This is a genomic window from Streptomyces sediminimaris (genome assembly GCF_047049295.1).
GTDB classification, from domain to species: domain Bacteria; phylum Actinomycetota; class Actinomycetes; order Streptomycetales; family Streptomycetaceae; genus Streptomyces; species Streptomyces sediminimaris.
Genome location: NZ_JBJWOT010000001.1, coordinates 6,755,686 through 6,781,011 on the forward strand (window position 1 = coordinate 6,755,686; position 25,326 = coordinate 6,781,011).

Sequence of the window (25,326 nt, forward strand, 5' to 3'; positions counted from 1 at the left end):
TGCCGCCCGTCCGCCAGTACACCGCGCCCGGTTCACCCCGGTGCGGGTGACGAGAGGAAGACAGCCGGATGATCCCCAACCAGTGGTACCCGATCCTGCAGACCGGTGACCTCAAGCACGACCGGCCCACCGGGGTGCGCCGCATGGGCGAGGAACTGGTCCTGTGGCGCGACCTCGACGGCACGCTCGTGTGCCAGACGGCACGCTGCCCTCACAAGGGCGCCAACATCGCCGACGGCCGGCTCAAGGGCAACACCGTCGAGTGCCCCTACCACGGCTTCCGCTTCGACGCCGAGGGCACCTGCAAGGTGGTGCCCGCCCTGGGCTCCGAGGCGCGCATCCCCGCCTCGCTCAAGCTGCGGACGTACCCGGTCCGCGAGGAGCACGGCCTGGTCTGGATGTGGTGGGGCGACCAGCGCGAGGAACTGCCGGCCATCGAGCTGCCCACCGAGCTCGCCGGCAACCCCCGGCCGTACGAGACGATCTCGTGGACCCGGCCGATCCACTACACGCGCTACATCGAGAGCCTCCTCGAGTTCTACCACGTGACCTTCGTGCACCGGGATCACTGGACGAACAACATCGACTACACCTTCATGTACGGCACCGCGCGCAACCTCTGGACGGACGGCCGCGACCGCTACCTCGCCGCCAACAAGATCGTCAACCACCGGGTCGAGGTCGAGGGGACCACCATCCGCTCCACCTTCGACCAGTGCGAGGAGGCCAACCCGGACAACAGCTCCCACTTCAACCTCATCTACCAGGCACCGGGCCTGACCCACGTCAAGACCGGGCTCCTGGAGATCACCACCTGGCTCACCCCCATCGACGACGAGAACACCCTGGCGATCATGCGCCTGTACGAGTACCCCAGGCTGCGGACCATGGTGCCGATCAAGCAGTTGCGGCCCTGGGTGCTGCGGGCGTCGCTGCTCATGGAGAGGCTCGTCCAGGACCCGCAGGACGTGGGCATCATGCTCCGTCAGGAGCCCAAGGTCAGCGAACGGGGCGTGAACAAGTTCATCTCGGTGGACGAGATGAACGCCAAGTTCCTGCAGATGCGCGACCGGCTCAAGGCGGAGGCCGCGGCCCACGCGGACACCGCGGTGAGCGGCGAGCGCGACACCGGCCGGGCAGCGGCGGCGGACGGCGACGGCACCCGGCGGACGAACGGCGCCCGCACGAAGCGCGGCACCGCCGAACCGAAGTCCGGCAGTCTGGCCAGGGCCAGGTCCTGACGGCCCCCGGCCCCGCCCCCCGGCACCGTTCCACGACCCACCCACCCCCCACCCACTCCATCCGAAAGCGAGCGTGAGAGATGTACGGCGGGTACGACAGATCGATCGGCCCGAAGACCCTGGTGACCGTGTGCAACACGGCCGCCGTCGCGGCGGCCGCCTGGTTCCTCTTCGGCGGTACGGACACCGTGGCCGGCTGGTTCGGCACCCACTTCGGCCATGCCGAGCCGCTCCGCCGCGGACTGCTGCTCGCTCTGTCGGCGATCTACCTGCTCCGGTTCATCGCCACGGCCTTCGTCATGCTCAAGCGCAGCATGGAGTGGTCCGAGGCCGCGACCGTGGGCGTCTGGGTCCTCATCATCCACGGCACGATGGCCTACCTGGGCGGCACCCACACCGCGTCGGTGGGCGTGTTCACCTGGGTCGGCGTCCTGCTCTACCTCGTCGGTTCCTACCTGAACACCGGCTCGGAGTACCAGCGCAAGGTCTGGAAGCAGGCGCCGGAGCACAAGGGCAAGCTCTACACGGAGGGCCTGTTCAGGTACTCCATGCACATCAACTACTTCGGTGACGTCGTGCTCTTCACCGGTTTCGCGCTGGTGACGGGCAGTCCGTGGGCCTTCGTCATCCCGGCCGTCATGGCGTCCATGTTCGCGTTCCTGAACATCCCGATGCTCGACAAGTACCTCGCCGAGCGGTACGGCGACGCCTTCGAGGAGTACTCCCGGAGCACCGCCAAGCTGGTGCCGTTCGTCTACTGACCGCGTCCGCGGTGCGGTCCCGGAAAGCAGGGCGGGCCGCACCGCGCACGCCGTTCCCGAGCACGCTGCGGAAGGAGACGCGCATGGACGAGGCACGCCGGGGAGAGACCCCGCCGGAGCGGGAGCAGGAGCGGGTGAGTCCGCGAGACCTGCTCATGGACGCGGTCGCCCAGGGGATGCTCGCCCTGGCCCGGGGGCGGGACGTGCTCGACCGCTGTTTCACCGACGAGCACGGCGCCGACGACTTCGGCTTCGACCCCGAACTCACCGACGAGGTCCTGCTGGCACCCTTCCGGCCGCTCTACGAGAAGTACTTCCGCGTCGACGTGGAGGGCCTGGAGAACGTACCGGCCGAGGGCGGTGCCCTGATCGTCGCCAACCACTCGGGGACCCTGCCGCTGGACGCCCTCATGCTGCAGGTCGCCCTGCGCGACCATCACCCCGCCCGCCGGGCGCTGCGGTTGCTCGCCGCCGACCTGGTCTTCGAACTGCCCTTGCTGCGCACCCTGGCCCGCAGGGCCGGCCACACGGCCGCCTGCATGGACAGCGCGCTGCGGCTGCTGGAGCGCGGGGAACTGGTCGGTGTGATGCCCGAGGGCTACAAGGGGCTCGGCAAGCCGTTCGCCGAGAGGTACCGGCTGCGCCGCTTCGGCCGGGGCGGCTTTGCCGCCGTGGCGCTGAAGACCGGCAGCCCGCTGGTGCCCTGCTCGATCGTGGGCGCCGAGGAGATCTACCCGATGGTCGCGGACGCCGGCCCCCTGGCCCGCCGCCTCGGGCTGCCGTATTTCCCGATCACCCCCACGTTCCCCCTGCTCGGTCCGCTGGGCGCCGTCCCCCTGCCGTCCAAGTGGACGATCCGGTTCGGCGAGCCGGTCCGGACCGACCACTACTCCGCCGAGACGCTTCAGGACCCGATGTTCGTGCACAAGCTCTCGGACGAGGTCCGCGACACCATCCAGGAGACGCTGGACGGGATGGTCCGCGGCCGGGGTTCGGTCTTCCGCTAGGCCGGCGCCGGCTCAGCGGAAGACCGAACCCCGGTTCACGCCGCCGCCGTGTCCTGCAGCCGCACGAACGGAGTGGCCTCTCCGACTTTGCGGTAGTCGGCCTCGCTGCCGTCCACGGTGAAACCCATCAGCGAGCACAGCCGGCGAGCGGCCCGCGGGTGCCGGGCGGCGTAGGCGGCCATGATGTCGGCACCCTCCTGAGGCGTGAGGAAATGTGCGGTGACGGTGTAGTGCCGCCTGCCGAACTGGATGGTCACCCGCGGTTGCTGACGCAGATTCCGGTACCAGTCCGACTTCGGTCCGAAGCCGGAGGCGACGGTCCAGGTACCGGCCTGCGGGTCGCGGGAGACCACTTCGATCACCGCTTGGCGCTGCTGGCCGGACTTGCGGCCGATGTGGTGCAACAGCAGGAATCGCTTGCCGAGCAGGGGTCCCAGTCCGGCCTTGTACAGACGGATGGGAAGGCGGAACGCCCACCGGCGCCATCCGGTGGGCGGCTGAGTGCGGCGGGGAGCACCCTCGTCGTGCGTCATCGTTGCCTTCCTGGGTTTCGCGGGCGTGCGGCCCGTGTCCACCAATGGCGAGACGCCCGGGATTACTTCGGATATGTAACTTTGCACAGTATAAATTAATGACCGGGACGGCGGAAGCCGTGAATTGGCCAAGCTGTCCCGGCCACACTTTTCCCGGCCGGAACGGGACACCTGGCGACGGCGGGTGCGGGGCGCCTAGGGAGCGTCCCCGGGCGGCTGTGGCTGAGGCTGCTGCGGCGGCGGCGTCGCGGTCAGGCCGCCCGCGTAGATGCTCAGCATCTCCGGGGACCAGCGGGTGACGCCCTCGGGGGAGAGCGGGTCCATGCCCAGGACCTCGGTGAGGCGGTCGCGCAGCAGGAACAGGGCGAGGTCGTTGGCGAGCAGGAACGCGGCCCGCATCGCCGGATCGCGCCCGGGCGCGACCAGGCCGGCTGCGGCCATGCCGTCCAGCGTGGCCGTGGTCGCCTCGAAGAGCCGCCGGAACAGCAGCCGCCCGGCGTCCGAATCGGACAGCAGCAGCCGGCGCACATAGGCCGGCAGCGGTGAATCGTCGGGCAGGTGGCGTGCGAACGCCTCACTGAGCGAAACGGCCCCGGATTCCGGATCGAGCAGCTCCGCTCCGCCTCCTCCGGTCAGTTCGCCGAGCATCGCCCCGAAGAAGTCCAGAACGTACTGGTCGACCTCCTGGCGCAGTCCCTGTTTCGACCCGAAATGATGTGCGACCAGGCCGGGTGAAATGCCCGCGGCAGCCGCGATCTGCCGGACCGTCACCTTTTCGGGTCCGTCGGCGGAGAACAGACGGAGGGCTTCGTCGCGGATGACCGCGCGCGTGGTCCGGTCGTCGCGGATTGAACGCATGTGCAAGACTCTAAACAATTGTGCATAAGCAGTCCAGGCATTCACATTCCGGCCCGCTACGTCCGGTGCGCATTGCCGTAAAGGGCGGGCGGGCGGCCTGACTTCCGGCCGAATTCACACGGCGTGCGGCGTGCGGCGTGCGGCGTGTGACGGGCCACGGCCGCGGCCGTGCGGCGCGGGCCGTGTACGCCCTGTGTGGTGTTGCGGGGGACCGGATCCTCAGGATCGCACAGACTCCGACAGGATCGTTGCCTGCCTCACACCCGCCGACCTAGGGTGCAGCTGTCTCTCGCAGTCATCGCGTCACCGTCGGTTGCCGACTGACCCGACAGCAACTCCCGTATCCCAACATCTTGCGACACCATCTGACGCACCCTCAGTACGCGCACCGCACCGTCGTCCCGAGGAAGGCCACGATCATGCCGCACCCGTCCCTCGCCGACCGGCTCGTCAGCCGCCGCCGCCTCCTCGAAGGAGGGGCCGCCGTCCTCGGCGCGCTCGCCCTGTCCACGCCGCCGGCCACCGCACGCGCGGCCGGAGCCGGCGCCGCGGCCGACGGCACGCCCGAGTGGAACGGCGACATCGCCCTCTTCCAGGTGGGCACCGAGCCGCCGCACAGCACGCTGATGCCCTACGCGAACCTCGGCCAGGCGCTGGCCGCCGACCGCACCCGCTCGCCGTACCGGCTCAGCCTGGACGGAACGTGGAAGTTCGCGCACGCCGACCGCCCCGAGGACCGCGACCCCGACTTCCACCGCACCGACCTGGACGACGGCGACTGGGACACCATCCCCGTCCCCTCCGCCTGGCAGCAGCACGGCCACGACTTCCCGATCTACGTCAACATCACCTACCCGTGGTGGGGAGCCAACGGTCTCGGCGAGGACGCCCAGCCGCCCGCCGCCCCGACCCGCTTCAACCCCGTCGGCCAGTACAGACGCACCTTCACCGTCCCCCGCCACTGGACGGGACGCCGTACCTTCCTGCACTTCGAGGGCGTCAAGTCGGCCCACTACGTCTGGATCAACGGCGAGTTGGTCGGCTACCACGAGGACTCGCGCACCCCGGCCGAGTACGACATCACCGCGCACCTCAGGCCCGGCACCAACCAGATCGCGGTGGAGGTCTACCGCTTCTCCGACGGGGACTGGATGGAGGACCAGGACATGATCCGGCTGAGCGGCATCTTCCGCTCGGTCTTCCTGTACTCCACACCCCCCGTCCACCTGCGCGACTTCAAGCTCGACACCCCGCTGGGCGACGACCACACCTCCGCCCGGCTGTCGGTGACCGCGAGCGTGCGCGACTACGCGGGCGGCGCGGCGGGCCGCTACACCGTCGACACCCAGCTCTACGACGCGCACGGCCATCCGGTGTGGTCGCGCCCCCTGCGGCAGACCGTGGACCTCTCCTCCGGCGACGAGAGCACCGTGCACGCCGCCAGGGCCGTGCCCGCGCCGCGGCTGTGGTCGGCCGAGCGGCCGTACCTCTACACCGCCGTTCTGACGCTGCGCGACCCCGCGGGCAAGGTGACCGAGACCCTCTCGCACCGGGTCGGCCTGCGCGAGTTCGCCCTCAAGGACGGACTCATGCGCATCAACGGCAAGCCCGTCTCCATCCGCGGCACCAACCGGCACGAGATGCACCCCGTGCGCGGCACCGCCCTCACCCGTGCGGACATGGTCGAGGACATCCGCATCATCAAGCGGCTGAACATCAACTCCGTGCGCACCTCGCACTACCCGAACGACCCGGTCTGGCTCGACCTCGCCGACGAGTACGGGCTCTACCTCGTCGACGAGACCAACCTCGAGACCCACGGCGTCCGCGACCGCTACCCGGGCGACCACGCCGACTGGACGGCGGCCTGCGTGGCCCGCGCGAAGAACATGGTCCACCGCGACAAGAACCACGCCTCGGTCGTCATCTGGTCGCTGGGCAACGAGGCCGGCACCGGCAGCACCTTCGTCGCCATGCACGACTGGATCCGCGGCTACGACCCCACGCGGGTCATCCAGTACGAGGGCGACGACCGCCCCGCCATGAGCGACATCCGCTCGGCGATGTACGAATCGCCCTCGCGGATCGAGGCCCGCGCGAAGGACACGGGCGACACCCGGCCGTACGTCATGATCGAGTACGCGCACGCGATGGGGAACTCCAACGGCAACTTCAAGGAGTACTGGGACGTCATCCGCCGCCACGACGTGCTGCAGGGCGGCTGGATCTGGGACTTCGTCGACCAGTCCCTGAGCCGGACCGCGCCCGCCCGCACGATCCTCACCGAGAGCGGGCCGGTCGGCCTGCGCGGCGAACTCCGCGACCCCAGCGGCTCGTTCGACCGGGCCAGGGGCCTGTCCGGCGCGACCGTCTTCGCCCGGGACGACCGCCTGGACCTGACCGGCTCGCTCACTCTGGAGGCCTGGGTCACTCCGCGCGCGACGGGCTACCACCAGCCGGTCATCGCCAAGGGCGACACCCAGTACGCGCTGAAACAGAGCGGCCGGACCCTGGAGTTCTTCATCCACGGGGACGGGCAGTGGATCGCCGCGAGCTGGGGCGTGCCGGACGACTGGACCGGCTCCGAGCACCACCTGGCGGGCGTGTTCGACGCGCGGGCCGGCACGCTCACCCTGTACGTGGACGGCGCGGTGAAGGCCACCAGGACCACCACCCGCGTCCCCGGCAGCAACACCGCGCCCCTGGCCCTCGCGAGCGACGCCGACAACCCCACCCGCGAGTTCAGCGGCACCATCCGGCGGGCCCGCGTCTACGCCCGTGCCCTGACCGCGGCCGAACTGGCCGCCGACCGCGGCCCCGGCGACGACGGCGTGCGGTTCTGGTTCGACGCGGCCACCGTCGCCGTCACCGAACGGCGGCCGCGCGAGCGGACGTTCCTCGCCTACGGCGGCGACTGGGGCGACAACCCCAACGACGGCAACTTCTGCGCCAACGGCATCGTCACCGCCGACCGGGCCCACACCGGCAAGGCGGCCGAGATCAAGCGGATCTACCAGGCCGTCAATGTCACCGCGGCCTCCGGCGGCCCGGGCGCGGTGACCCTCACCAACGAGAACCTCTTCACCAACCTCCGGGCCTACGACGGCAGATGGGCACTCGTGGCCGACGGCAGGACCGTGCGGCGCGGGAGGCTCAGCCGCGGCCAGCTCGACGTGCCGCCGCTGTCGAGCAAGGACGTCACCGTGCCCGTCCGCCTGCCGGCCGAACCGGCACCGGGCACCGAGTACTTCCTCGAGTTCTCCTTCACCACCAGGCAGCCCACGCCCTGGGCGGAGGCCGGCTTCGAGGTGGCCGCGCAGCAGCTGCCGCTCGACGCGGGTGCCCCGGCGGTCACTCCCGTAGCGCTGCAGAGCGTCCCGGCACTGCGGCACGAGGAGGACGACGCGTCCGTCACCGTCACCGGCGAGGGATTCTCCGTCACCGTGGACAAGGGCAACGGAACCATCACCTCCTACCGGGCCGCCGGCGCCGACCTGATCACCGACGGGCCCGCGCCGAACTTCTGGCGCGCTCCCACCGACAACGACCGCGGCAACGGCCAGCACACCCGCAACCAGACCTGGCGCGACGCCGGGGCCCGCCGCGAGGTGACGGGCGTCGGCGTGCGGGCGCTGCGCGACCGGGCCGTCGAGATCAAGGTGGCCGGTACGCTGCCCACCACCGTCGAGTCGACGTACACCACCACCTACACGGTCTTCGGCAACGGCGAGATCAAGGTCGACAACACCCTGCACCCGGGCGCACCGGACCTGCCCTACATCCCGGAGGTCGGCACCCTGCTGTTCCTGCCGGGCCGGCTCCAGCGGCTGCACTACTACGGCCGCGGCCCCGAGGAGAACCACTGGGACCGCCACGACGGCACCGACGTGGGCCTGTACTCCGGGACCGTCGCGGAGCAGTGGACGTCCTACATCCGCCCGCAGGAGAACGGCAACAAGACCGACGTGCGGTGGGCCGCCCTGACCGACGGCCGCGGCAGGGGACTGCTCGTGTCGGGCGAGCCGCTGCTGGAGGTCAACGCCTCCCACTTCACCCCGGAGGACCTGTCACTCGCCGCCCGCCACGAGTACCAGCTCACCCCGCGCGAGGAGGTCGTGCTGCGCGTCAACCACCGGCAGATGGGCGTGGGCGGCGACAACAGCTGGGGCGCGCAGACGCACGACGCCTACAAGCTCTTCGCCGACCGCGACTACGCCTACACCTACCGGCTGCGTCCCCTGACGGACGTCGGCGGGGCGACGGCGGCCTCCCGCCGGCCCACGGCCACCGACTTCCCCGGATGACCGGGCCGGGGGTGATCCGGCGCAAGTGATCCCGGAGGGCGGCCCGCGCAGGCGGCCGGTGCGGTCAACCGGCGTCCCGCGCGGAGCCGCCCTCCAGCAGGGTGCGCAGCAGCCGCTCGTCCTCGGGGCTGAGATCCGAGACGAACCGGGCCAGGACGGTGCCGCGGTCGGCGTCCTTGTCGAGCTCGGCGTGCATCCGGCGGGCCGTGAGGCCGTGCGAGTCCTGGGCCGGGGCGTAGGCGTAGCCGCGGCCCGAGCGCGCGCGGGTGACCGCGCCCTTGGCGTGCAGGCGGGTGAGGATCGTCGTCACGGTCGTACGCGCGAGCCGGCCGCCGAGTTCCTTGCGGACGGCGCCGGGCGTGAGCGGCTTGCCGGCGGCCCACAGAGCGGCGAGTACGCTCGCCTCCAGCTCGCCGGCCGGCCGGCGGTCCGTGCGCCCGTCGACCGGCTCGTCACTGTGCCGCTCGGACATGGGAACGCTCCTCGGCTCTCGTTCGTCTACAGTGCGGTGGACGTCTACGTGACTGTAGTCGCTCGGTGCGGGCTCCCGCTCCGTCCACGTCCCAGTATGAGAGGGGTCGTCCCCGTGGCAGCTGCCCACTTGGCCGTGACCCAGGCGGTGAACGTCCTGGACGCCGGTTCCCTGCTGTCCGCGTTCGGCGCCCTCGGCGTCGCCGTCGTGCTGTTCGCCGAGACCGGACTGCTGGTCGGCTTCTTCCTGCCCGGCGACTCCCTGCTGTTCACGGCGGGGCTGCTGTGCGCGGGCGGCGGCGACGGCGGATCCGTCCACCTCTCGCTCTGGCAGGTGCTGGTGGCGGCCGTCGTCGGCGCGCTGCTCGGCGCCCAGACGGGGTACTGGCTCGGGCGCCGCGGCGGCCGGGCGCTGCTGGCGCGCAGCCGGTCGAAGAAGCTGCACGAGGGCGCGGAGCGCGCCGAACACCTGCTCGAACGCTATGGGCACGCCAAGGCCGTGGTCCTGGCCCGCTTCGTGCCGATCGTGCGCACCGTGCTGAACCCCCTGGCCGGCGCGCTGGAGGTGCCGGGGCGGGTCTTCACCGTGTGGCAGGCGGCCGGCGGCCTGGTGTGGACGATCGGCCTGACCATGGCCGGCTACGCGCTCGGCTCCTCGGTGCCGAACGTCGACCGCTACCTGCTGCCGCTGGTCGCGCTCGTGGTCGTCGTCTCCCTGGTCCCGATCGCCCTGGAGGCGCGGCGCGCGCGGGCCCGCCGGGCCTCGGAGCAGGCCCCCGTGGTGACCGGCGGGCGGGGCGGACGTCCGGACTGACCACCGCCGGTATGCGCCGTACTGTGGTGCCATGGCCGGCGCGACTCCTCGCGACAGGGCCGTACGACGCGGCCCGGGCGAGCTGGAGAGCGAGATCCTCGCCACCCTGTGGGCGACGGACCGCCCGCTCACGCCGGCCGAGATCCAGGCCTGTCTGCGCGGCGGCCTCGCCTACAACACCGTGCACACGATCCTGCGGCGGCTGCACGACAAGGGCCTCGTCCTGCGGGACGCCGACGGCCGGCGCGGCGCCTACCGCCCGGTGAAGAACGCCGCCCAGCTGACCGCCGAGGCCATGCACCGCGCCCTGGCCCGCGGCCCCGACCCGATCGCCGCCCTCCAGCACTTCGTCACCGGCCTGACCTCGGCCCAGGAGGCCGCCCTGCGCGAACTGCTCGACGCGAGCGGGACATGAGGCGGCAGGCGATCCGCGCCGGTCCAGCGCCCGCGAGCTTGATGTCGCATTCTCGCCAGCCCCGGCCCCGCGTCTCGCCGATGCTGGACGTATGCAGAACGGGATGCACACCGACCGGGAACGCTGCGTGCGCGCCGTCCGGTCCAAGGACGCGCGCTTCGACGGATGGTTCTTCACGGCGGTCCTGACCACCCGCGTCTACTGCCGGCCGAGCTGCCCCGTCGTCCCTCCCAAGCCCGGGAACATGACCTTCTACCCGAGCGCGGCCGCCTGCCAGCAGGCCGGTTTCCGTGCCTGCAAGCGCTGCCGCCCGGACACCAGCCCGGGCTCCCCGGAGTGGAACCGGCGCGCCGACCTCGTGGCCCGCGCGATGCGCCTGATCGCCGACGGCGTCGTGGACCGCGAGGGCGTGCCCGGCCTCGCCACCCGCCTCGGCTACAGCACCCGGCAGATCGAGCGCCAGCTGCTCGCCGAGCTGGGCGCCGGCCCGCTCGCCCTGGCCCGTGCCCAACGCGCCCAGACCGCACGCCTGCTGATCGAGACGACAGCCCTCCCGATGGCGGAGATCGCCTTCGCCGCAGGCTTCTCCTCGATCCGCACCTTCAACGACACCGTGCGCGAGGTCTTCGCCCTGGCACCGGGCGAGCTGCGGTCCCGGCTGCCGAAGGGGAACACCCCGGCCGCCACGCCGGGCGCGCTCACCCTGCGCCTGCCCTTCCGCACCCCCCTCAACCCCGACAACCTCTTCGGCCACCTCGCGGCCACCGCCGTACCCGGCGTCGAGGAGTGGCGCGACGGCGCCTACCGCCGCACGCTCCGCCTCCCCTACGGCCACGGCATCGTGACCCTGACGCCCCGGCCCGACCACATCGCCTGCCGGCTCACCCTCGGCGACCTGCGCGACCTGCCCGTCGCCATCAGCCGCTGCCGCCGCATGCTCGACCTGGACGCCGACCCGGTGGCGATCGACGACCAGCTGCGCACCGACCCGCTGCTCGCCCCGCTGGTCGGCAAGGCACCCGGCCGGCGCGTCCCGCGCACGGTCGACGAGGCGGAGTTCGCCGTACGGGCCGTGCTCGGCCAGCAGGTCTCCACGGCCGCGGCCCGCACCCACGCGGCCCGTCTCGTCACGGCGCACGGCGACCCGGTGGACGACCCCGAGGGCGGCCTGACCCACGTCTTCCCGACCCCCGGCGCGCTCGCCGCCGCGGACCCCGAGTCGCTGGCGATGCCCCGCACCCGCCGCACCACCGTCACCACGCTCGTCCGCCGGCTCGCCGACGGCACCCTCCACCTGGGCCCGGAGAGCGACTGGCCGGAGACCCGCGCCCGGCTCCTGGCCCTGCCCGGCTTCGGCCCCTGGACGGCCGACGTCATCGCCATGCGCGCCCTCGGCGACCCCGACGCCTTCCTCCCCACCGACCTCGGCATCCGCCGCGCCGCCCGGGAGCTGGGCCTGCCGTCGACCCCGGCGGCCCTCACGGCCCGCGCGGCGGCCTGGCGCCCCTGGCGGGCGTACGCGGTCCAGTACCTGTGGGCGACGGACAGCCACCCGATCAACTTCCTCCCGGCATAAGGAGTTCCCGCCATGAGCCCCACCCTGCGGCACACGGTCGTCACCAGCCCCTGCGGCCCCCTCACCCTCGTGGCCGAGGACGGCGTCCTGTGCGGCCTCTACATGACCGGCCAACGCCACCGCCCGCCGGAGGAGACCTTCGGAGACCGCGACGACACCCCCTTCGCCGAGGCCGAGGAACAGCTGACGGCCTACTTCGCGGGCGAACTGAAGGAGTTCACCCTCGAACTCCGCCTGCGCGGGACCCCGTTCCAGCGCGACGTCTGGAACCAGCTCCGCCGTATCCCCTACGGCGAGACCCGCTCCTACGGCGAACTCGCCGACGCCCTCGGCAAACCCTCCGCCTCCCGCGCCGTCGGCCTCGCCAACGGCAGGAACCCGATCGGCGTCATCGTGCCCTGCCACCGCGTCGTCGGCGCCGACGGCGGCCTCACGGGCTACGGCGGCGGCCTCGAGCGCAAGCAGCGCCTGCTCGACCTCGAAAGGGGCAGCTCCCTGTTCTGATCGCCGCACCGCCCCGCGAGCCCGCCGGTGCGGCGCGGACGCCACAGCGGTGGATCTGATGTGAATCCGTGGGGCCGTTGAACGCGGCAGGGTTCCCGTCCGTACTCAGGACAAGTCCTCATGCCTGTGTCGTTGTGACGTGTAGGAGTACTTCAGTGAGACGGAAGACGCGCAGACGCCCCACGGGCGCACGGCGGGCGACTTTTGCGGCGGTCGCGTTGATGTTGGGCGGAGGGGGGTTGGTCACCGCCAACGTCTACGCCTCGGCGACAGAAGGCGGTTCGGGCGGTGCCCAGGAGCAACGGCCGTATCGCAGCGACGGCGACCAGGTTCCGGCGTCCGGGGCGAGCACCATCTCGTGCCCGGATGTCGGGCAGCAGCTGACCGACGTACCGGACACGGCGCGCGCGAAGGTCGACAAGGAGCTGGCCAACCTCGACCAGCAGGTGACCGAGGCGTACGCCCGGCTGACTTCGACGCGTCAGGAGCAGGCGCAGGACACCGGCTTCGTCCATAACGCGATCCTCGGGCCCCTCAAGGAGAAGCGCACCGCGGTCATCGACCGCATCAAGATGGACCTGCAGCAGGCGAGCGCCGATGTCCCCGACTCGCTGAGCGGGCTGGCCGCCTGCACCGAGAGCAGCGCCGGTCAAGGCCAGAACGGGAACGGCGGCAGCCAGCAGCAGAACAACGGCGGGGACCAGGCCACCGCCTCTCCCTCGGCGGGTGCCACCGCCGGCGCGGGCCGGCAGCAGGACAACGGCAACGGTGCGGCCGGGCCGGTCGCTGCCGACTTCGTCGACATCACGAAGGTCGCGCCGAACGTGCAGGGCAAGCCGGACAAGGGCAACAACGCCTCGACCGGCACGTTCAGCCTCAACTGCGGTGTCAACGCCAACGAGAACCGCAACACCGACAACCTGATCGTCGCGCCCGGCGTGAACAACGGCGCGCACCACACCCACGACTACGTGGGCAACCAGGACGTCAACGCCTTCTCCAGCAACGACACCCTGGCCAAGGCCAGTACCACCTGCTCCGAGCAGGGCGACAAGTCGGCCTACTACTGGCCGGTGCTGCGCCTGCAGGACGGCACCCAGGAGAAGGACGCCAACCAGCTCGGCGGCGGCAAGGAGGGCAACGTCGGCAAGATCCTGCGGGCGGAGTCGGCGCAGATCACCTACGTCGGCAACCCGACCAGCAAGGTCGTGGCGATGCCCACGTTCCTGCGCATCATCACCGGTGACGCCAAGGCGGCCACCAACGGCGCGGCGAACGCCAACGCGCACTGGAGCTGCACCGGCTTCGAGGACAAGGTCCAGCTGACCAACCAGTACCCGCTGTGCCCGCAGGGCAGCAAGGTGGTCCGTACGTTCGCCTTCCAGAGCTGCTGGGACGGCCAGAACATCGACAGCGCCAACCACCGTACGCACGTGGCCTTCGCCGACCCCGCGAGCGGCGCCTGCCCCAACGGCTTCAAGGCCATCCCGCAGCTGACGCAGCGCCTGGTGTACGACGTTCCGACGCCGACCATCGCCAACGGTCAGGTCAAGAACCCGTACGCGGTCGACGGCTTCCCCGAGGAGCTGCACAAGGCGATCACCGACCACGACGACTTCATCAGCGTCATGGACCAGAACCTGATGAACCGGGTGGTCGACTGCATCAACAACGGCAAACAGTGTGGCGGGGCGGGCGCCGACTCCGGCAAGCAGCCACAGGACAAGCCGACCGCAAGCCTCGAAGCCGGCACCGGGGCCGGTGGCAAGGGCGGGGCGGACCACGGCACTTCCGGCGGCAAGGAGATGCCGCAGCCCTCGGCCACCACCCGGACGGCTGAATCGGCGGTCGGCGGCTCGGCGACCGGTCAGGACAGCGCCGCGGCGCCCAAGGCGGACAGGACGTCCTCCCCGGCCGAATCCTCCGGATCCTCCAACGAGGCGTCGGGCGACCGGGGCCCGACGGCCACGGTGCCGCCAAACGGTTCGAACGACGCTCCGGGGAGCGCCACCACCAGCCCGGGAGGGACGTCCGTCACCGGCGGAGGCTCGTCCGCCGCGGGATCGCAGACCGAACCGCAGTCGGCGGGCGATCTCGCCGAAACCGGCACGACCCTGTGGCCGGCCGCAGCCGGAGCGGCCCTCATGATCGCGGGGCTGGTGCTCCTGCTGGTGAAGAGGCGCCGTCTGGTGTGAACCCGCGGCTGAGCGCCCCGCCGAGGACGCCCGTACCCGCGCGCCGTGGGTACGGGCGGCGGTGCCGCACCGGTCAGCGCTCGTCGCGCAGCGTGCGCAGCAGCGCGGGCAGGGCGGTGCCGATCGGCTCCCGTACCACCTCGTCGGCGCGTTCGTCGTACGGTGTCGGCTCGGCGTTGACGATGACGAGTCGGGCCCCGTGGTCGGCGGCGACGCCCGCGAGCCCGGCCGCCGGCTGCACCTGCAGGCTGGTGCCGACGGCGATGAAGACCTGGCACGCCCGGCTGATGGCGAGCGCCTCGGCGAGCACCGCCGGGTCGAGGCGCTCGCCGAACATCACGGTCGCCGACTTCAGCACCCCACCGCACTCCCGGCAGGGCGGGTCGGCCTCTCCGGCGTCGACGCGCGCGAGCGCCTCCCGCATCGACCCGCGAGCACGGCACCCGGTGCACACGACACTGCGCGCGCTGCCGTGGAGTTCGAGCACCTTGCGGGCGGGCAGGCCGGCGAGCTGGTGCAGTCCGTCGACGTTCTGGGTGATGACCCTGACCGGCACACCGGACTCCGCCAGCTCGGCGACGGCCCGGTGCGCGGCGTTCGGCTCGGCCCGCAGCGCCCGGCTCTCGCGCCGCATCCGCCAGGACCGCCGCCGGATCTCCGGGTCGCCCATGTAGTACTCGTACGTCACGAGCTTCTCGGCCTCGGGATCGGTGCGCCACAGGCCGCCGGGTCCGCGGTAGTCGGGGATGCCGGAATCGGTGGAGATCCCGGCGCCGCTGAGGATGGCGACGAGAGGCCTGGTCATACGCCGAGAGTAAGGGCGCCCTCCCGCGCGCGGCCAAGACTTTCCCGGCGGCGTGACCTGGTCATCCCGGCGTCGTTGGCCAGACCATGAAGAAGATCGGCGCCCTGGCGGCGCTCACCATGGCCGGTCTCACGCTCGCCACCCCGGCCCACGCCGACGACGGCGGACACGGACGCATCAACGTCGGCGGCCGGACCCTGTCCACCAACGCACTGTGCAAGGAGGCCACGGCGCTCGTGCCGCTCGCCGCGCCCTGGACCGCCCAGTCGGTGGACGACGCGTGCAACGACCGCGACCACAGCCGGATCCACCACGGCCACATCGACCCGGAAGAGGCGCTCGCCGAGTAGGGGTGCCTCAGCCCACCCGGCGGCCGTTCTCCAGTTCCGCCGTGCCCGAGCCCTCCGCCAGCACGTCCAGGGCGGCGAGGACGCGGTGACCGAGGGTGCCGAGCAGGTGGCCGGGGAGCTCCTCGCGCTCCACCAGCCGCCAGGACAGCAGCTCCTCCTCCTGCAGGCGGATCGCCTTGAAGTCGTCCTCGGTGAGGACACCGCCGTCGTAGAGGTACGCCACCAGCGGCGGCAGGCCCGGCCGGTACACCCAGTCCACCGCGAGCAGGCGCCCCAGCTCGCGGTCGAGGCCGATCTCCTCCAGCGTCTCGCGGTGCGCGCCCTGGCGCGGGGTCTCGCCGTCGTCGGACTCGATCGTGCCGCCCGGAAGCGCCCAGCCCTCGCGGTAGTTGGGCTCGACCAGCAGCACCCGGCCCCCGGCGTCGCGGAAGAGGGCTGCGGCGCCGGCCAGGACGCGGGGGAGACCGGCGATGTACGTGGCGAAGTCCGGAGTGGAGGTCATCCAGGAAGGGTAACCAGCCGGCGCGGGAACGTCCGTCCACCGGTCACGACGGCCGGCTCTCCGCCGCCAGCCGCAGGGTGCGCTCCGCGAGCTCGCTGATCCGCACCCCGTCGAAGCCGAACACGGCGCTGCGCACGGTGTCCTCGAGCGGCTCCTTCCACTGCGCCGGGATCGCCTCCGCTCCCGTCAGCACCCCGGCCACCGAGCCGGCGGTCGCGCCGTTGGAGTCGGTGTCAAGACCGCCGCGGACGGTGAGCGTGATGGTGCGGGTGAAGTCGCCGTCGCCGTAGAGGAGCCCCGCAGTGAGCACCGCGGCGTTCGGGACGGTGTGGATCCAGCCGAGCCCGGCGGCCTCCTCCGAGACCGTGGTCAGGGTGTCCTCCCAGGTCATCCGGGTGTCGTGCAGGGAGACGACGCGGCGTACGGTGCGCGCGAGCCGGCTGCTCGCGGGGATGACGGCCAGCGCCCGGTCCACCGCATGCCGCACGGTGGGCGCGGTGAACGCCGCCGCGATCAGCGCCGCCGCCCACATCGCGCCGTACACGCCGTTGCCGGTGTGGGACAGCACCGCGTCCCGGCGGGCCAGCGAGGCCGCGCGGCGCGGGGCGCCGGGGCAGGTCCAGCCGTAGATGTCGGCGCGGATCAGGGCGCCGATCCACTCCTGGTACGGGTTGTCGTACGTGGCCGTCAGCGGCGGCTTGATGCCGTTGGCGAGGTTGCGGTACGTCGCCCGCTCCGCCGTGAAGGTCTGCAGATACGGCAGCCGCAGCAGCCACAGCTGTCCGACCTGCTCGGTGCTGAAGCCGAAGCCGTGGGTCTCCAGCAGGTCCAGGCCGAGGACGGCGTAGTCGACGTCGTCGTCGCGGCAGCTGCCGTGGATGCGGCCGCGTACGCACTGGCGCCACTCGGGGCGCAGCTCCACGCCGTCGCTCTCCACGGCGGGCTCGGGCAGGTAGTCGGTGAGGGGCAGGGCCGCCGCCCGCCGCAGGTAGCGGTCGATGCGGTCGCGTGTCCACAGGTCGCCCTGCTCGACCGGCTTGCCGAGCATGTTGCCCGCGATCCGGCCCAGCCAGCCCCCGAAGATCCGGTCGGCGAGTTCCGGCTCGGTGCCCACAGCGGTCATAGCTCCTGGTCTACCCGATTCCGCACCCGCCCGCCCGCTCTTCGCGCGAGGACCCGCGGGCGGCCGCCCGGCGCGTCCCACGCTCCGGGCGGCGCATGACGGCGGTGGCTTCCTCCGGTTATGGTCGCAGCGGCGCGACTGGCCTCGACATGTGCGGGGCCCGGAGAGCAAGGGGAAGACAAGGTGGCGGACGCTGCAGGTAGGAGTGCCCGTAGGGTGCTCATCGCCGCGGACAAGTTCAAGGGGTCGCTGACGGCCGTGCAGGTCGCGGAACGGGTGACGGCAGGGCTGCGCCGGGTCGTACCGGACGTCCAGGTGGAGGCCCTGCCCGTGGCCGACGGCGGCGACGGCACCGTGGACGCGGCGGTCGCGGCCGGTTTCGAGCGGCGCGAGGTGCGCGTCGCGGGGCCGCTCGGAGGCGAGGTCACGGCGGCGTTCGCGCTGCGGGCGGGCACCGCGGTCGTCGAGATGGCGGAGGCGAGCGGACTCCAGCGGCTGCCGGCCGGCGTCTTCGCACCGCTCACGGCGTCCACGTACGGCTCCGGCGAGCTGCTGCGGGCCGCGCTGGACGCCGGCGCGCGGACCGTCGTCTTCGGCGTGGGCGGCAGCGCGACCACCGACGGCGGCGCCGGAATGCTCTCCGCGCTCGGCGCGCGGTTCCTGGACGCGGACGGGGAGCCGGTCCCGCCGGGCGGCGGCGGCCTGGGCGAGCTGGCCTTCGCCGACCTCTCGGGACTGGACCCGCGCCTCGGCTCGGTCGAGCTGGTGCTGGCGAGCGACGTCGACAACCCGCTCACCGGCCCGAAGGGCGCACCGGCCGTCTACGGCCCGCAGAAGGGCGCCTCCCCGGACGACGTGGAGGTCCTGGACACCGCCCTCGCCCACTACGCGAAGGTGCTGGAGAAGGCGGCCGGGCCGAAGGCGGCGGAGTACGCGGCCTCGCCCGGCGCGGGCGCGGCCGGGGGCATCGGCTACGGCGCCCTCCTGCTCGGCGCCCGCTTCCGCCCCGGCATCGAGATCATGCTGGAGGTGCTGGGCTTCGCGCCCGCGCTGGAGTGGGCGGAGCTGGTGATCACGGGTGAGGGCTCCCTGGACGAGCAGACCCTGCACGGCAAGGCCCCCGCGGGCGTCGCCGCCGCGGCCCGCGCCGCGGACAAGGAGGTCGTCGCGGTCTGCGGCCGCCTCGCCCTTCCGCCGGAGGCACTGGGCCGCGCGGGCATCCGCCGCGCCTACCCGCTGACGGAGCTCGAACCGGACGTGGCGAAGTGCGTCGCGCAGGCGGGTCCGATCCTGGAGCGGGTGGCGGAGCAGATCGCGCGGGACTTCCTGAGCTGAGAGCACCCGCAGCGTGGAGCGGGCCTTCGAGGGCCCACCCCACGCTGCAGGGCGTAGGGCCCCGGACCCCGTCCCGGGTCCCGGGCCCTACGCCCTTGCACGACGCCCGCTACGACTGGGCCGCCCGCGCCTCACGCCGGTTGTCGCGGAAGTTGTTCACCCGGCGGGCCGTGGCGAACAGCGGGATCACCGCGCCCATGACCAGCTGCAGCGCGCAACCCGTCTGGAGCAGCAGCTGACCGCTCGGGGCGTCGAAGGCCCAGGCCGCCAGCAGCCCCATCGACACGACGATCCAGGACAGCATCGCCACCGCGAGACGGCCCCGCGGCTTCGGGTACTCGACCCGGCTCACCATCAGCCAGGCGGTGCCCAGGATCGCCAGGAGCGTCGCCACGAAGGGCAGCTCCAGCAGCACGATCGAGACGACCGTCAGCGCCCCGAACGGTGACGGCATGCCCTGGAACATGCCGTTCGGCACCGTCACGCAGGAGAAACGCGCCAGACGCAGCACGACGGCCAGGAGCACCACGATCGCCCCGAGCGCGGCCACCCGCTGATGCGCGTCGTCCGCGACCATGCCGTACACGAGGACGAAGTACGCCGGCGCCAGGCCGAAGCTGATCAGGTCCGAGAGGTTGTCCAGCTCGGCCCCCATGGGGGAGGAGCGGAGCTTGCGTGCCACCAGGCCGTCGAACAGGTCGAAGACCGCCGCGCACAGCATCAGGATCACCGCGGTGGCCGCGCTGTGGCGGGCCATGCCGGTCTCCTGGTCGCCGGTGAGGTGCGGGATCAGGATGCCGGTGGTGGTGAAGTACACGGCCATGAAGCCGCACGTGGCGTTGCCCAGGGTGAGGGTGTCGGCTATCGACAGGCGCAGAGAGAGGGGCATCTCCTCCTCGTCGTCCACCTCGTCGGCCGCGGGTACCCAGCCCGCCTGGGTCTCAGGATCAATCACGGTCAATGCGAGTCACCCCAGCCACCGTCTTCTGACCGACCTCGACCGCGACCTCCACGCCCTCGGGCAGGTAGATGTCGACGCGCGAGCCGAAGCGGATCAGACCGATGCGGTCACCCTGCTCGACCTTCGTGCCCTGCGGGATGTACGGGACGATGCGGCGGGCCACCGCACCTGCGATCTGGATCATCTCGATGTCGCCGAGTTCGGTGTCGAAATGCCAGACTACGCGCTCGTTGTTCTCGCTCTCCTTGTTGAACGCCGGCACGAACCCGCCGGGGATGTGCTCGACCGACGTCACCGTGCCGGACAGCGGCGCGCGGTTGACGTGGACGTTGAGCGGGCTCATGAAGATCGCGACGCGGGTGCGGCCGCCCTTCCACGGCATGATGCTCTGCACCACACCGTCGGCGGGCGAGATGACCCGGCCCGGGGCGATCTCGCGCTCGGGGTCGCGGAAGAACCACAGCATGCCCGCCGCGAGCGCGGTGGCGGGCACGGCCACGGCCCTGGCCGCGCCGGAGCGGCGGGCGCGGGCCAGGCTGAGGGCTGCGGTGGCGACGGTCGGGAGGAGCCACGGCGATGCTCCGCGCGCGAGGCGTACGCCGGCCCGGCTGTCGCGTGGTGCAGAGGTTTGGCTGTGGGGCATGGATGACCTTCGTAGCGGATGATGCCGCGCGGTAACAGGGGACGGCGGCTTTCCCGGGATCGTACCGGTCGCGGACCGCAACTGGGCAAGCCAGGAAGCCGAGTCGGAGATCGAAGAGGGATGACGGGGTGTGACCTTCTTCTCCAAGAAAACACCCCGTATCCGGACATCTAGCCCTGGAATCGATACTCTTCGAGCAGCCTGCGACCGATGATCATTTTCTGGATCTCGGCCGTACCCTCACCGATCAGCAGCATCGGCGCCTCACGGTAGAGGCGCTCGATCTCGTACTCCTTGGAGAAGCCGTAGCCGCCGTGGATCCGGAAGGCGTCCTCCACGACCTCCTTGCAGTACTCGGAGGCGAGGTACTTGGCCATCCCGGCCTCGAGGTCGTTTCGCTCGCCGGAGTCCTTTTTGCGCGCCGCGTTCACCATCATCGCATGGGCGGCCTCGACCTTGGTGGCCATCTCTGCCAGCTTGAACTGGATGGCCTGGTGCTGGGCGATCGCCTTGCCGAACGTGTGCCGCTGCTGGGCGTAGCGGACACCGAGCTCGAAGGCGCGCTGGGCGACGCCGCAGCCGCGCGCCGCCACGTTGACGCGGCCGACCTCGACGCCGTCCATCATTTGGTAAAAACCTCGGCCGGTCGTGCCGCCGAGCACCCGATCGGCCGGAACCCGCAGGTCGTCCATGATCAGCTCGGTGGTGTCGACGCCCTTGTAGCCCATCTTGTCGATCTTCCCGGGGATGGTGAGGCCGGGGCGGACCTCGCCGAAGCCGGGCTCCTTCTCGACCAGGAAGGTGGTCATCGACTTGTGGGGTTTGGCGGCCGCCTCCTCGGGGGAGTGTCCTTCGTCACTTCGGACCAGGACGGCGACCAGAGAGGACGTCCCGCCGTTCGTCAGCCACATCTTCTGGCCGTTCAGGACGTACTCGTCGCCGTCCCTGACCGCCTTGGAGGTGATGGCCGAGACGTCCGAGCCGAGGCCGGGCTCCGACATCGAGAAGGCGCCGCGGATGTCGCCGGCCGCCATGCGCGGCAGGAAGTGGTCCTTCTGCTCCTGCGTGCCGTGCTGCTTGAGCATGTACGCCACGATGAAATGGGTGTTGATGATGCCGGAGACCGACATCCAGCCGCGGGCGATCTCCTCGACACAGAGGGCGTAGGTGAGGAGCGACTCGCCCAGGCCCCCGTACTCCTCGGGGATCATCAGGCCGAACAGGCCCAGCTCCTTGAGGCCGTCGACGATCGCTTGCGGGTACTCGTCGCGGTGCTCCAGCTCGGTGGCGACCGGGATGATCTCCTTGTCCACGAAGTCGCGGACGGTGGAGAGGATCTCCTGCTGGATGTCGGTCAGACCGGCGGTCTGGGCGAGGCGTGCCATGGGGCTCAGCCCTCCTGAAGTTCCGGGCGGCCGGGCTGCTCGCCGCCGCGCTCCTTGGTGTACGTCTCGGTCGGCACCATCACCTTGCGGCGGAAGACGCAGACCAGCGTGCCGTCCTGCTTGTAGCCCCTGGTCTCGACGTGGACGATGCCACGGTCGTTCTTCGACTTCGACGGCCACTTGTCGAGCACGGTCGTCTCGCCGTAGATCGTGTCGCCGTGGAAGGTCGGCGCCACGTGCCGGAGCGACTCGATCTCCAGGTTGGCGATCGCCTTGCCGGAGACGTCCGGGACGGACATGCCGAGCAGGAGGGAGTAGATGTAGTTGCCCACGACGACGTTCTTGCCGAAGTCGGTCGTCTTCTCCGCGTAGTTGGTGTCCATGTGGAGCGGGTGGTGGTTCATGGTGAGGAGGCAGAAGAGGTGGTCGTCGTACTCCGTGACCGTCTTGCCCGGCCAGTGCTTGTACACCGCCCCGACCTCGAACTCCTCGTAGGTGCGTCCGAACTGCATGATCGTCAGGCCTCCGGGATCTCGAACTTCGACGTGCGCTGCATGCCGGCCGCACGGCCCTTGCCGGAGATGACCAGCGCCATCTTGCGGCTGGCCTCGTCGATCATCTCGTCGCCGAGCATCGCGGAGCCCTTCTTGCCGCCGGCCTCGGACGTGTAGTAGTCGTACGCGTCCAGGATCAGCTCGGCGTGGTCGTAGTCCTCCTGCGAGGGCGAGAAGATCTCGTTGGACGCCTCGACCTGGCCCGGGTGCAGCACCCACTTGCCGTCGAAGCCGAGCGCGGCGGCGCGCCGGGCGACCTCGCGGTAGCCGTCGATGTTGCGGATCTGCAGGTAGGGGCCGTCGATCGCCTGGAGGTCGTTGGCGCGGGCGGCCATCAGGATCTTCATCAGGATGTAGTGGTAGGCGTCCGCCGGGTAACCGGGCGGCTGCTCGCCCACGACCAGCGACTTCATGTTGATGGAGGCCATGAAGTCGGCCGGGCCGAAGATGATGGTCTCGACGCGCTGGGAGGCCGTCGCGATCTCGTTGACGTTGTTCAGGCCCTGCGCGTTCTCGATCTGCGCCTCGATGCCGATGCGGCCGACCTCGAAGCCCATGGTCTTCTCGATCTGGGTCAGCAGCAGGTCGAGGGCGACGACCTGCTGGGCGGTCTGCACCTTCGGCAGCATGATGCAGTCGAGGTTCTGCCCGGCGCCCTCGACGACCGTGACGACGTCGCGGTACGTCCACTCGGTGGTCCAGTCGTTGACCCGCACGACCCTGGTCTTGCCGGTCCAGTCGCCCTCGTTGAGGAACTTCACGATGGTGTGCCGCGCCTCGGGCTTGGCGAGCGGGGCGCAGGCGTCCTCCAGGTCGAGGAAGACCTGGTCGGCGGGCAGACCCTGGGCCTTCTCCAGGAAGCGGGGGTTCGAGCCCGGCACGGCCAGGCAGGAGCGCCGCGGGCGGAGACGGTTGACGGTCGTCATGCGGGGACCTCCAGGGGGTCGAGCTTGTTCGCTTTCCGGATCTCGTCGACGATGCGGCCGATGATGCCGGTGATGTCGAAGTCCTTCGGGGTGAAGACGGCGGCCACTCCGGCTTCCCTGAGCTGCGCGGCGTCACCATTCGGGATGATGCCACCGGCGATCACCGGTATATCTGTGGCACCGGCCACACGGAGGCGTTCGAGCACGTCCGGCACCAGCCGTGCGTGCGAGCCGGACAGGATCGACAGGCCCACCGCGTGGACGTCCTCGGCCAGGGCCGCGTCCACGATCTGCTCCGGCGTCAGCCGGATGCCCTGGTAGACCACCTCGAAGCCGGCGTCGCGGGCGCGCACGGCGATCTGCTCGGCGCCGTTGGAGTGCCCGTCCAGGCCGGGCTTGCCGACCAGGAAGCGCAGCTTGCCCACGCCCAGTTCGCGGGCGGTGGCGTCCACCCGGGCGCGGACGTCGGCGAGCGCGGAGCCGGACTCGGCGGCGACGGCCACCGGCGCGGAGGAGACCCCGGTGGGCGCCCGGTACTCGCCGAACACCTCGCGCAGCGCCCCGGCCCACTCGCCGGTCGTGACGCCGGCCCGGGCGCACTCCAGGGTGGCCTCCATCAGGTTGCCGGTGCCCCTGGCGGCCTCCTTCAGCTTCTCCAGCGCCTTGCAGGGGCGCGGGTGGTTGAAGGGGGGCTGGTAGCGGGTGTCCCGCCACTGCCGGAGGGACTCCACGACCCGGGCCTCGACCGCCGGGTCGACCGTCTGGATCGCGGTGTCCAGGTCGGCCGTCAGCGGGTTCGGCTCGGTGCCCTCGAAGATGTTGACGCCGACGATCTTCTCCTGGCCGGACTCGATCCGGGCCCGGCGCTCGGCGTGCGAGGCGACCAGCTGGGACTTCAGGTAGCCGGACTCCACGGCGGCCATCGCGCCGCCCATCTCCTGGATGCGGTCGATCTCGGCGAGGACGTCCTCGACCAGCCGGCCGACCTTCTCCTCGATCACCTTCGAGCCCTCGAAGATGTCCTCGTACTCCAGCAGGTCGCTCTCGTAGGCGAGCACCTGCTGGATGCGCAGACTCCACTGCTGGTCCCAGGGCCGGGGCAGGCCCAGCGCCTCGTTCCAGGCGGGCAGCTGCACGGCCCGCGCGCGGGCGTCCTTGGAGAGGGTGACCGCGAGCATCTCCAGCACGATCCGCTGGACGTTGTTCTCCGGCTGCGCCTCCGTCAGGCCCAGGGAGTTGACCTGGACGCCGTAGCGGAAGCGGCGCTGCCTGGGGTCCTCGATGCCGTACCGCTCGCGGGTGATCCTGTCCCAGATGCGGCCGAAGGCGCGCATCTTGCACATCTCCTCGACGAAGCGGACGCCCGCGTTCACGAAGAAGGAGATGCGGGCGACCACGTCACCCATGCGCTCCTGCGGCACCTGCCCGGAGTCGCGCACGGCGTCGAGGACCGCGATGGCGGTGGACATCGCGTACGCGATCTCCTGCACCGGTGTGGCCCCGGCCTCCTGCAGGTGGTAGCTGCAGATGTTGATGGGGTTCCACTTCGGGATGTGGGAGACCGTGTACGCGATCATGTCCGTCGTCAGGCGCAGGCTCGGCCCCGGCGGGAAGACGTGCGTCCCCCGGGACAGGTACTCCTTGACGATGTCGTTCTGGGTCGTGCCCTGGAGCTTGGTGATGTCGGCGCCCTGCTCCTCCGCGACGACCTGGTAGAGCGCCAGCAGCCACATGGCGGTGGCGTTGATCGTCATCGAGGTGTTCATCTGCTCCAGGGGGATGTCCTGGAACAGCCGGCGCATGTCACCGAGGTGCGAGACGGGCACGCCGACCCGGCCGACCTCGCCGCGGGCGAGGACGTGGTCGGGGTCGTAGCCGGTCTGCGTCGGCAGGTCGAACGCCACCGACAGACCCGTCTGGCCCTTGGCGAGGTTGCGCCGGTACAGCTCGTTGGACGCCTCCGCGGTCGAGTGGCCCGCGTACGTCCGCATGAGCCACGGACGGTCCCTTTCCTTCTGTGCCTGCGACCGAGGCGCGGTCTGACGCTCTGTCATCTGTGGCTC

The 25,326-nt window shown here is 71.2% G+C and carries 23 protein-coding genes; 11 read left to right on the forward strand and 12 right to left on the reverse strand.

Annotated features, from left to right (window positions below; all coding sequences use genetic code 11):
- Positions 1 to 68 precede the first annotated feature (68 nt).
- From ACJ9NR_RS30950 to ACJ9NR_RS30960, 3 genes are all read left to right on the forward strand, one after another.
- Positions 69 to 1,241, forward strand: coding sequence for a Rieske 2Fe-2S domain-containing protein (locus ACJ9NR_RS30950; RefSeq protein ID WP_412491428.1), 1,173 nt, complete (start codon positions 69 to 71; stop codon positions 1,239 to 1,241).
- An 80-nt stretch (positions 1,242 to 1,321) separates the two neighbouring features.
- A complete protein-coding gene (locus tag ACJ9NR_RS30955) occupies positions 1,322 to 2,002 on the forward strand; it encodes a DUF1295 domain-containing protein (RefSeq protein ID WP_412491427.1) in 681 nt (226 codons plus the stop codon).
- Between the two features lie 83 nt (positions 2,003 to 2,085).
- Positions 2,086 to 3,009 carry a lysophospholipid acyltransferase family protein gene (locus ACJ9NR_RS30960; RefSeq protein WP_412491426.1) on the forward strand — a complete coding sequence of 308 codons (924 nt, stop codon included), beginning with the start codon at positions 2,086 to 2,088 and terminating at the stop codon, positions 3,007 to 3,009.
- 35 nt (positions 3,010 to 3,044) lie between these two features.
- Here ACJ9NR_RS30960 and ACJ9NR_RS30965 read toward each other — a convergent pair whose 3' ends face one another.
- Both ACJ9NR_RS30965 and ACJ9NR_RS30970 read right to left on the reverse strand, forming a co-directional pair.
- On the reverse strand, positions 3,045 to 3,542 hold the full coding sequence (locus ACJ9NR_RS30965; RefSeq protein WP_412491425.1) for a nitroreductase family deazaflavin-dependent oxidoreductase: 498 nt from the start codon (positions 3,540 to 3,542) through the stop codon (positions 3,045 to 3,047).
- Between the two features lie 195 nt (positions 3,543 to 3,737).
- The gene (locus tag ACJ9NR_RS30970; protein ID WP_412491424.1) at positions 3,738 to 4,400 is read right to left on the reverse strand and encodes a TetR/AcrR family transcriptional regulator; all 663 of its coding nucleotides are present in this window, start codon (positions 4,398 to 4,400) and stop codon (positions 3,738 to 3,740) included.
- Between the two features lie 419 nt (positions 4,401 to 4,819).
- Here ACJ9NR_RS30970 and ACJ9NR_RS30975 point away from each other — a divergent pair, with 419 nt between their 5' ends.
- Positions 4,820 to 8,704, forward strand: a complete 3,885-nt coding sequence (locus ACJ9NR_RS30975) for a glycoside hydrolase family 2 TIM barrel-domain containing protein (protein ID WP_412491875.1) — start codon at positions 4,820 to 4,822, stop codon at positions 8,702 to 8,704.
- 64 nt (positions 8,705 to 8,768) lie between these two features.
- Here ACJ9NR_RS30975 and ACJ9NR_RS30980 read toward each other — a convergent pair whose 3' ends face one another.
- Positions 8,769 to 9,176 (reverse strand): BlaI/MecI/CopY family transcriptional regulator, encoded by a 408-nt coding sequence (locus ACJ9NR_RS30980; protein WP_412491423.1) that lies wholly within the window; start codon positions 9,174 to 9,176, stop codon positions 8,769 to 8,771.
- A gap of 114 nt (positions 9,177 to 9,290) precedes the next feature.
- Between ACJ9NR_RS30980 and ACJ9NR_RS30985 the strand changes: the two genes are divergently transcribed.
- From ACJ9NR_RS30985 to ACJ9NR_RS31005, 5 genes are all read left to right on the forward strand, one after another.
- The gene (locus ACJ9NR_RS30985; protein WP_412491422.1) at positions 9,291 to 9,989 is read left to right on the forward strand and encodes a DedA family protein; all 699 of its coding nucleotides are present in this window, start codon (positions 9,291 to 9,293) and stop codon (positions 9,987 to 9,989) included.
- A 31-nt stretch (positions 9,990 to 10,020) separates the two neighbouring features.
- Complete coding sequence (locus ACJ9NR_RS30990) at positions 10,021 to 10,404, forward strand: BlaI/MecI/CopY family transcriptional regulator (protein WP_412491421.1); 384 nt, start codon at positions 10,021 to 10,023, stop codon at positions 10,402 to 10,404.
- Positions 10,405 to 10,507: 103 nt separating this feature from the next.
- On the forward strand, positions 10,508 to 11,980 hold the full coding sequence (locus ACJ9NR_RS30995; RefSeq protein ID WP_412491874.1) for an AlkA N-terminal domain-containing protein: 1,473 nt from the start codon (positions 10,508 to 10,510) through the stop codon (positions 11,978 to 11,980).
- Positions 11,981 to 11,992: 12 nt separating this feature from the next.
- Complete coding sequence (locus ACJ9NR_RS31000) at positions 11,993 to 12,484, forward strand: methylated-DNA--[protein]-cysteine S-methyltransferase (RefSeq protein ID WP_412491420.1); 492 nt, start codon at positions 11,993 to 11,995, stop codon at positions 12,482 to 12,484.
- Positions 12,485 to 12,639: 155 nt separating this feature from the next.
- A complete protein-coding gene (locus ACJ9NR_RS31005; RefSeq protein ID WP_412491419.1) occupies positions 12,640 to 14,679 on the forward strand; it encodes a DUF1996 domain-containing protein in 2,040 nt (679 codons plus the stop codon).
- Between the two features lie 73 nt (positions 14,680 to 14,752).
- Here ACJ9NR_RS31005 and ACJ9NR_RS31010 read toward each other — a convergent pair whose 3' ends face one another.
- Positions 14,753 to 15,484 (reverse strand): SIR2 family NAD-dependent protein deacylase, encoded by a 732-nt coding sequence (locus ACJ9NR_RS31010; RefSeq protein ID WP_412491418.1) that lies wholly within the window; start codon positions 15,482 to 15,484, stop codon positions 14,753 to 14,755.
- A gap of 86 nt (positions 15,485 to 15,570) precedes the next feature.
- Between ACJ9NR_RS31010 and ACJ9NR_RS31015 the strand changes: the two genes are divergently transcribed.
- Positions 15,571 to 15,834 carry a hypothetical protein gene (locus tag ACJ9NR_RS31015; protein WP_412491417.1) on the forward strand — a complete coding sequence of 88 codons (264 nt, stop codon included), beginning with the start codon at positions 15,571 to 15,573 and terminating at the stop codon, positions 15,832 to 15,834.
- Positions 15,835 to 15,841: 7 nt separating this feature from the next.
- Here the strand turns inward: ACJ9NR_RS31015 and ACJ9NR_RS31020 are convergent, their stop codons facing one another.
- Both ACJ9NR_RS31020 and ACJ9NR_RS31025 read right to left on the reverse strand, forming a co-directional pair.
- Positions 15,842 to 16,336 carry an NUDIX domain-containing protein gene (locus ACJ9NR_RS31020; protein ID WP_412491416.1) on the reverse strand — a complete coding sequence of 165 codons (495 nt, stop codon included), beginning with the start codon at positions 16,334 to 16,336 and terminating at the stop codon, positions 15,842 to 15,844.
- Positions 16,337 to 16,379: 43 nt separating this feature from the next.
- Positions 16,380 to 17,459 carry an ADP-ribosylglycohydrolase family protein gene (locus ACJ9NR_RS31025; protein ID WP_412491415.1) on the reverse strand — a complete coding sequence of 360 codons (1,080 nt, stop codon included), beginning with the start codon at positions 17,457 to 17,459 and terminating at the stop codon, positions 16,380 to 16,382.
- Between the two features lie 216 nt (positions 17,460 to 17,675).
- On the opposite strand from ACJ9NR_RS31025, the gene ACJ9NR_RS31030 reads away from it, so the two are divergent.
- Positions 17,676 to 18,794 carry a glycerate kinase gene (locus ACJ9NR_RS31030; RefSeq protein ID WP_412491414.1) on the forward strand — a complete coding sequence of 373 codons (1,119 nt, stop codon included), beginning with the start codon at positions 17,676 to 17,678 and terminating at the stop codon, positions 18,792 to 18,794.
- A gap of 109 nt (positions 18,795 to 18,903) precedes the next feature.
- Here ACJ9NR_RS31030 and pssA read toward each other — a convergent pair whose 3' ends face one another.
- From pssA to ACJ9NR_RS31060, 6 genes are all read right to left on the reverse strand, one after another.
- Positions 18,904 to 19,683: a CDP-diacylglycerol--serine O-phosphatidyltransferase gene (gene pssA / locus ACJ9NR_RS31035; RefSeq protein WP_412491873.1), complete on the reverse strand. Its 780-nt coding sequence runs from the start codon at positions 19,681 to 19,683 to the stop codon at positions 18,904 to 18,906.
- 58 nt (positions 19,684 to 19,741) lie between these two features.
- A complete protein-coding gene (locus tag ACJ9NR_RS31040; RefSeq protein ID WP_412491872.1) occupies positions 19,742 to 20,398 on the reverse strand; it encodes a phosphatidylserine decarboxylase in 657 nt (218 codons plus the stop codon).
- Positions 20,399 to 20,568: 170 nt separating this feature from the next.
- Positions 20,569 to 21,783, reverse strand: a complete 1,215-nt coding sequence (locus ACJ9NR_RS31045) for an acyl-CoA dehydrogenase family protein (protein WP_412491413.1) — start codon at positions 21,781 to 21,783, stop codon at positions 20,569 to 20,571.
- Between the two features lie 5 nt (positions 21,784 to 21,788).
- Entirely contained in the window at positions 21,789 to 22,295 is a 507-nt protein-coding gene (locus ACJ9NR_RS31050) for a MaoC family dehydratase (RefSeq protein ID WP_412491412.1), read from the reverse strand.
- Positions 22,296 to 22,300: 5 nt separating this feature from the next.
- The gene (locus ACJ9NR_RS31055; RefSeq protein ID WP_412491411.1) at positions 22,301 to 23,263 is read right to left on the reverse strand and encodes an HpcH/HpaI aldolase/citrate lyase family protein; all 963 of its coding nucleotides are present in this window, start codon (positions 23,261 to 23,263) and stop codon (positions 22,301 to 22,303) included.
- The gene (locus ACJ9NR_RS31060; RefSeq protein ID WP_412491410.1) at positions 23,260 to 25,317 is read right to left on the reverse strand and encodes a protein meaA; all 2,058 of its coding nucleotides are present in this window, start codon (positions 25,315 to 25,317) and stop codon (positions 23,260 to 23,262) included. Before ACJ9NR_RS31060 ends, ACJ9NR_RS31055 begins: the two co-directional genes overlap by 4 nt.
- Between the last annotated feature and the right edge of the window lie 9 nt (positions 25,318 to 25,326).

Bases quoted from the DNA above. Each gene is read 5' to 3' on its own strand.
- ACJ9NR_RS30950 (WP_412491428.1), top strand. From the start codon at position 69: ATGATCCCCAACCAGTGGTACCCGATCCTGCAGACCGGTGACCTCAAG.
- ACJ9NR_RS30955 (WP_412491427.1), top strand. From the start codon at position 1,322: ATGTACGGCGGGTACGACAGATCGATCGGCCCGAAGACCCTGGTGACC.
- ACJ9NR_RS30960 (WP_412491426.1), top strand. From the start codon at position 2,086: ATGGACGAGGCACGCCGGGGAGAGACCCCGCCGGAGCGGGAGCAGGAG.
- ACJ9NR_RS30965 (WP_412491425.1), bottom strand. From the start codon at position 3,542: ATGACGCACGACGAGGGTGCTCCCCGCCGCACTCAGCCGCCCACCGGA.
- ACJ9NR_RS30970 (WP_412491424.1), bottom strand. From the start codon at position 4,400: ATGCGTTCAATCCGCGACGACCGGACCACGCGCGCGGTCATCCGCGAC.
- ACJ9NR_RS30975 (WP_412491875.1), top strand. From the start codon at position 4,820: ATGCCGCACCCGTCCCTCGCCGACCGGCTCGTCAGCCGCCGCCGCCTC.
- ACJ9NR_RS30980 (WP_412491423.1), bottom strand. From the start codon at position 9,176: ATGTCCGAGCGGCACAGTGACGAGCCGGTCGACGGGCGCACGGACCGC.
- ACJ9NR_RS30990 (WP_412491421.1), top strand. From the start codon at position 10,021: ATGGCCGGCGCGACTCCTCGCGACAGGGCCGTACGACGCGGCCCGGGC.
- ACJ9NR_RS30995 (WP_412491874.1), top strand. From the start codon at position 10,508: ATGCACACCGACCGGGAACGCTGCGTGCGCGCCGTCCGGTCCAAGGAC.
- ACJ9NR_RS31000 (WP_412491420.1), top strand. From the start codon at position 11,993: ATGAGCCCCACCCTGCGGCACACGGTCGTCACCAGCCCCTGCGGCCCC.
- ACJ9NR_RS31010 (WP_412491418.1), bottom strand. From the start codon at position 15,484: ATGACCAGGCCTCTCGTCGCCATCCTCAGCGGCGCCGGGATCTCCACC.
- ACJ9NR_RS31015 (WP_412491417.1), top strand. From the start codon at position 15,571: ATGAAGAAGATCGGCGCCCTGGCGGCGCTCACCATGGCCGGTCTCACG.
- ACJ9NR_RS31020 (WP_412491416.1), bottom strand. From the start codon at position 16,336: ATGACCTCCACTCCGGACTTCGCCACGTACATCGCCGGTCTCCCCCGC.
- ACJ9NR_RS31025 (WP_412491415.1), bottom strand. From the start codon at position 17,459: ATGACCGCTGTGGGCACCGAGCCGGAACTCGCCGACCGGATCTTCGGG.
- pssA (WP_412491873.1), bottom strand. From the start codon at position 19,683: ATGCCCCTCTCTCTGCGCCTGTCGATAGCCGACACCCTCACCCTGGGC.
- ACJ9NR_RS31040 (WP_412491872.1), bottom strand. From the start codon at position 20,398: ATGCCCCACAGCCAAACCTCTGCACCACGCGACAGCCGGGCCGGCGTA.
- ACJ9NR_RS31045 (WP_412491413.1), bottom strand. From the start codon at position 21,783: ATGGCACGCCTCGCCCAGACCGCCGGTCTGACCGACATCCAGCAGGAG.
- ACJ9NR_RS31050 (WP_412491412.1), bottom strand. From the start codon at position 22,295: ATGCAGTTCGGACGCACCTACGAGGAGTTCGAGGTCGGGGCGGTGTAC.
- ACJ9NR_RS31055 (WP_412491411.1), bottom strand. From the start codon at position 23,263: ATGACGACCGTCAACCGTCTCCGCCCGCGGCGCTCCTGCCTGGCCGTG.
- ACJ9NR_RS31060 (WP_412491410.1), bottom strand. From the start codon at position 25,317: ATGACAGAGCGTCAGACCGCGCCTCGGTCGCAGGCACAGAAGGAAAGG.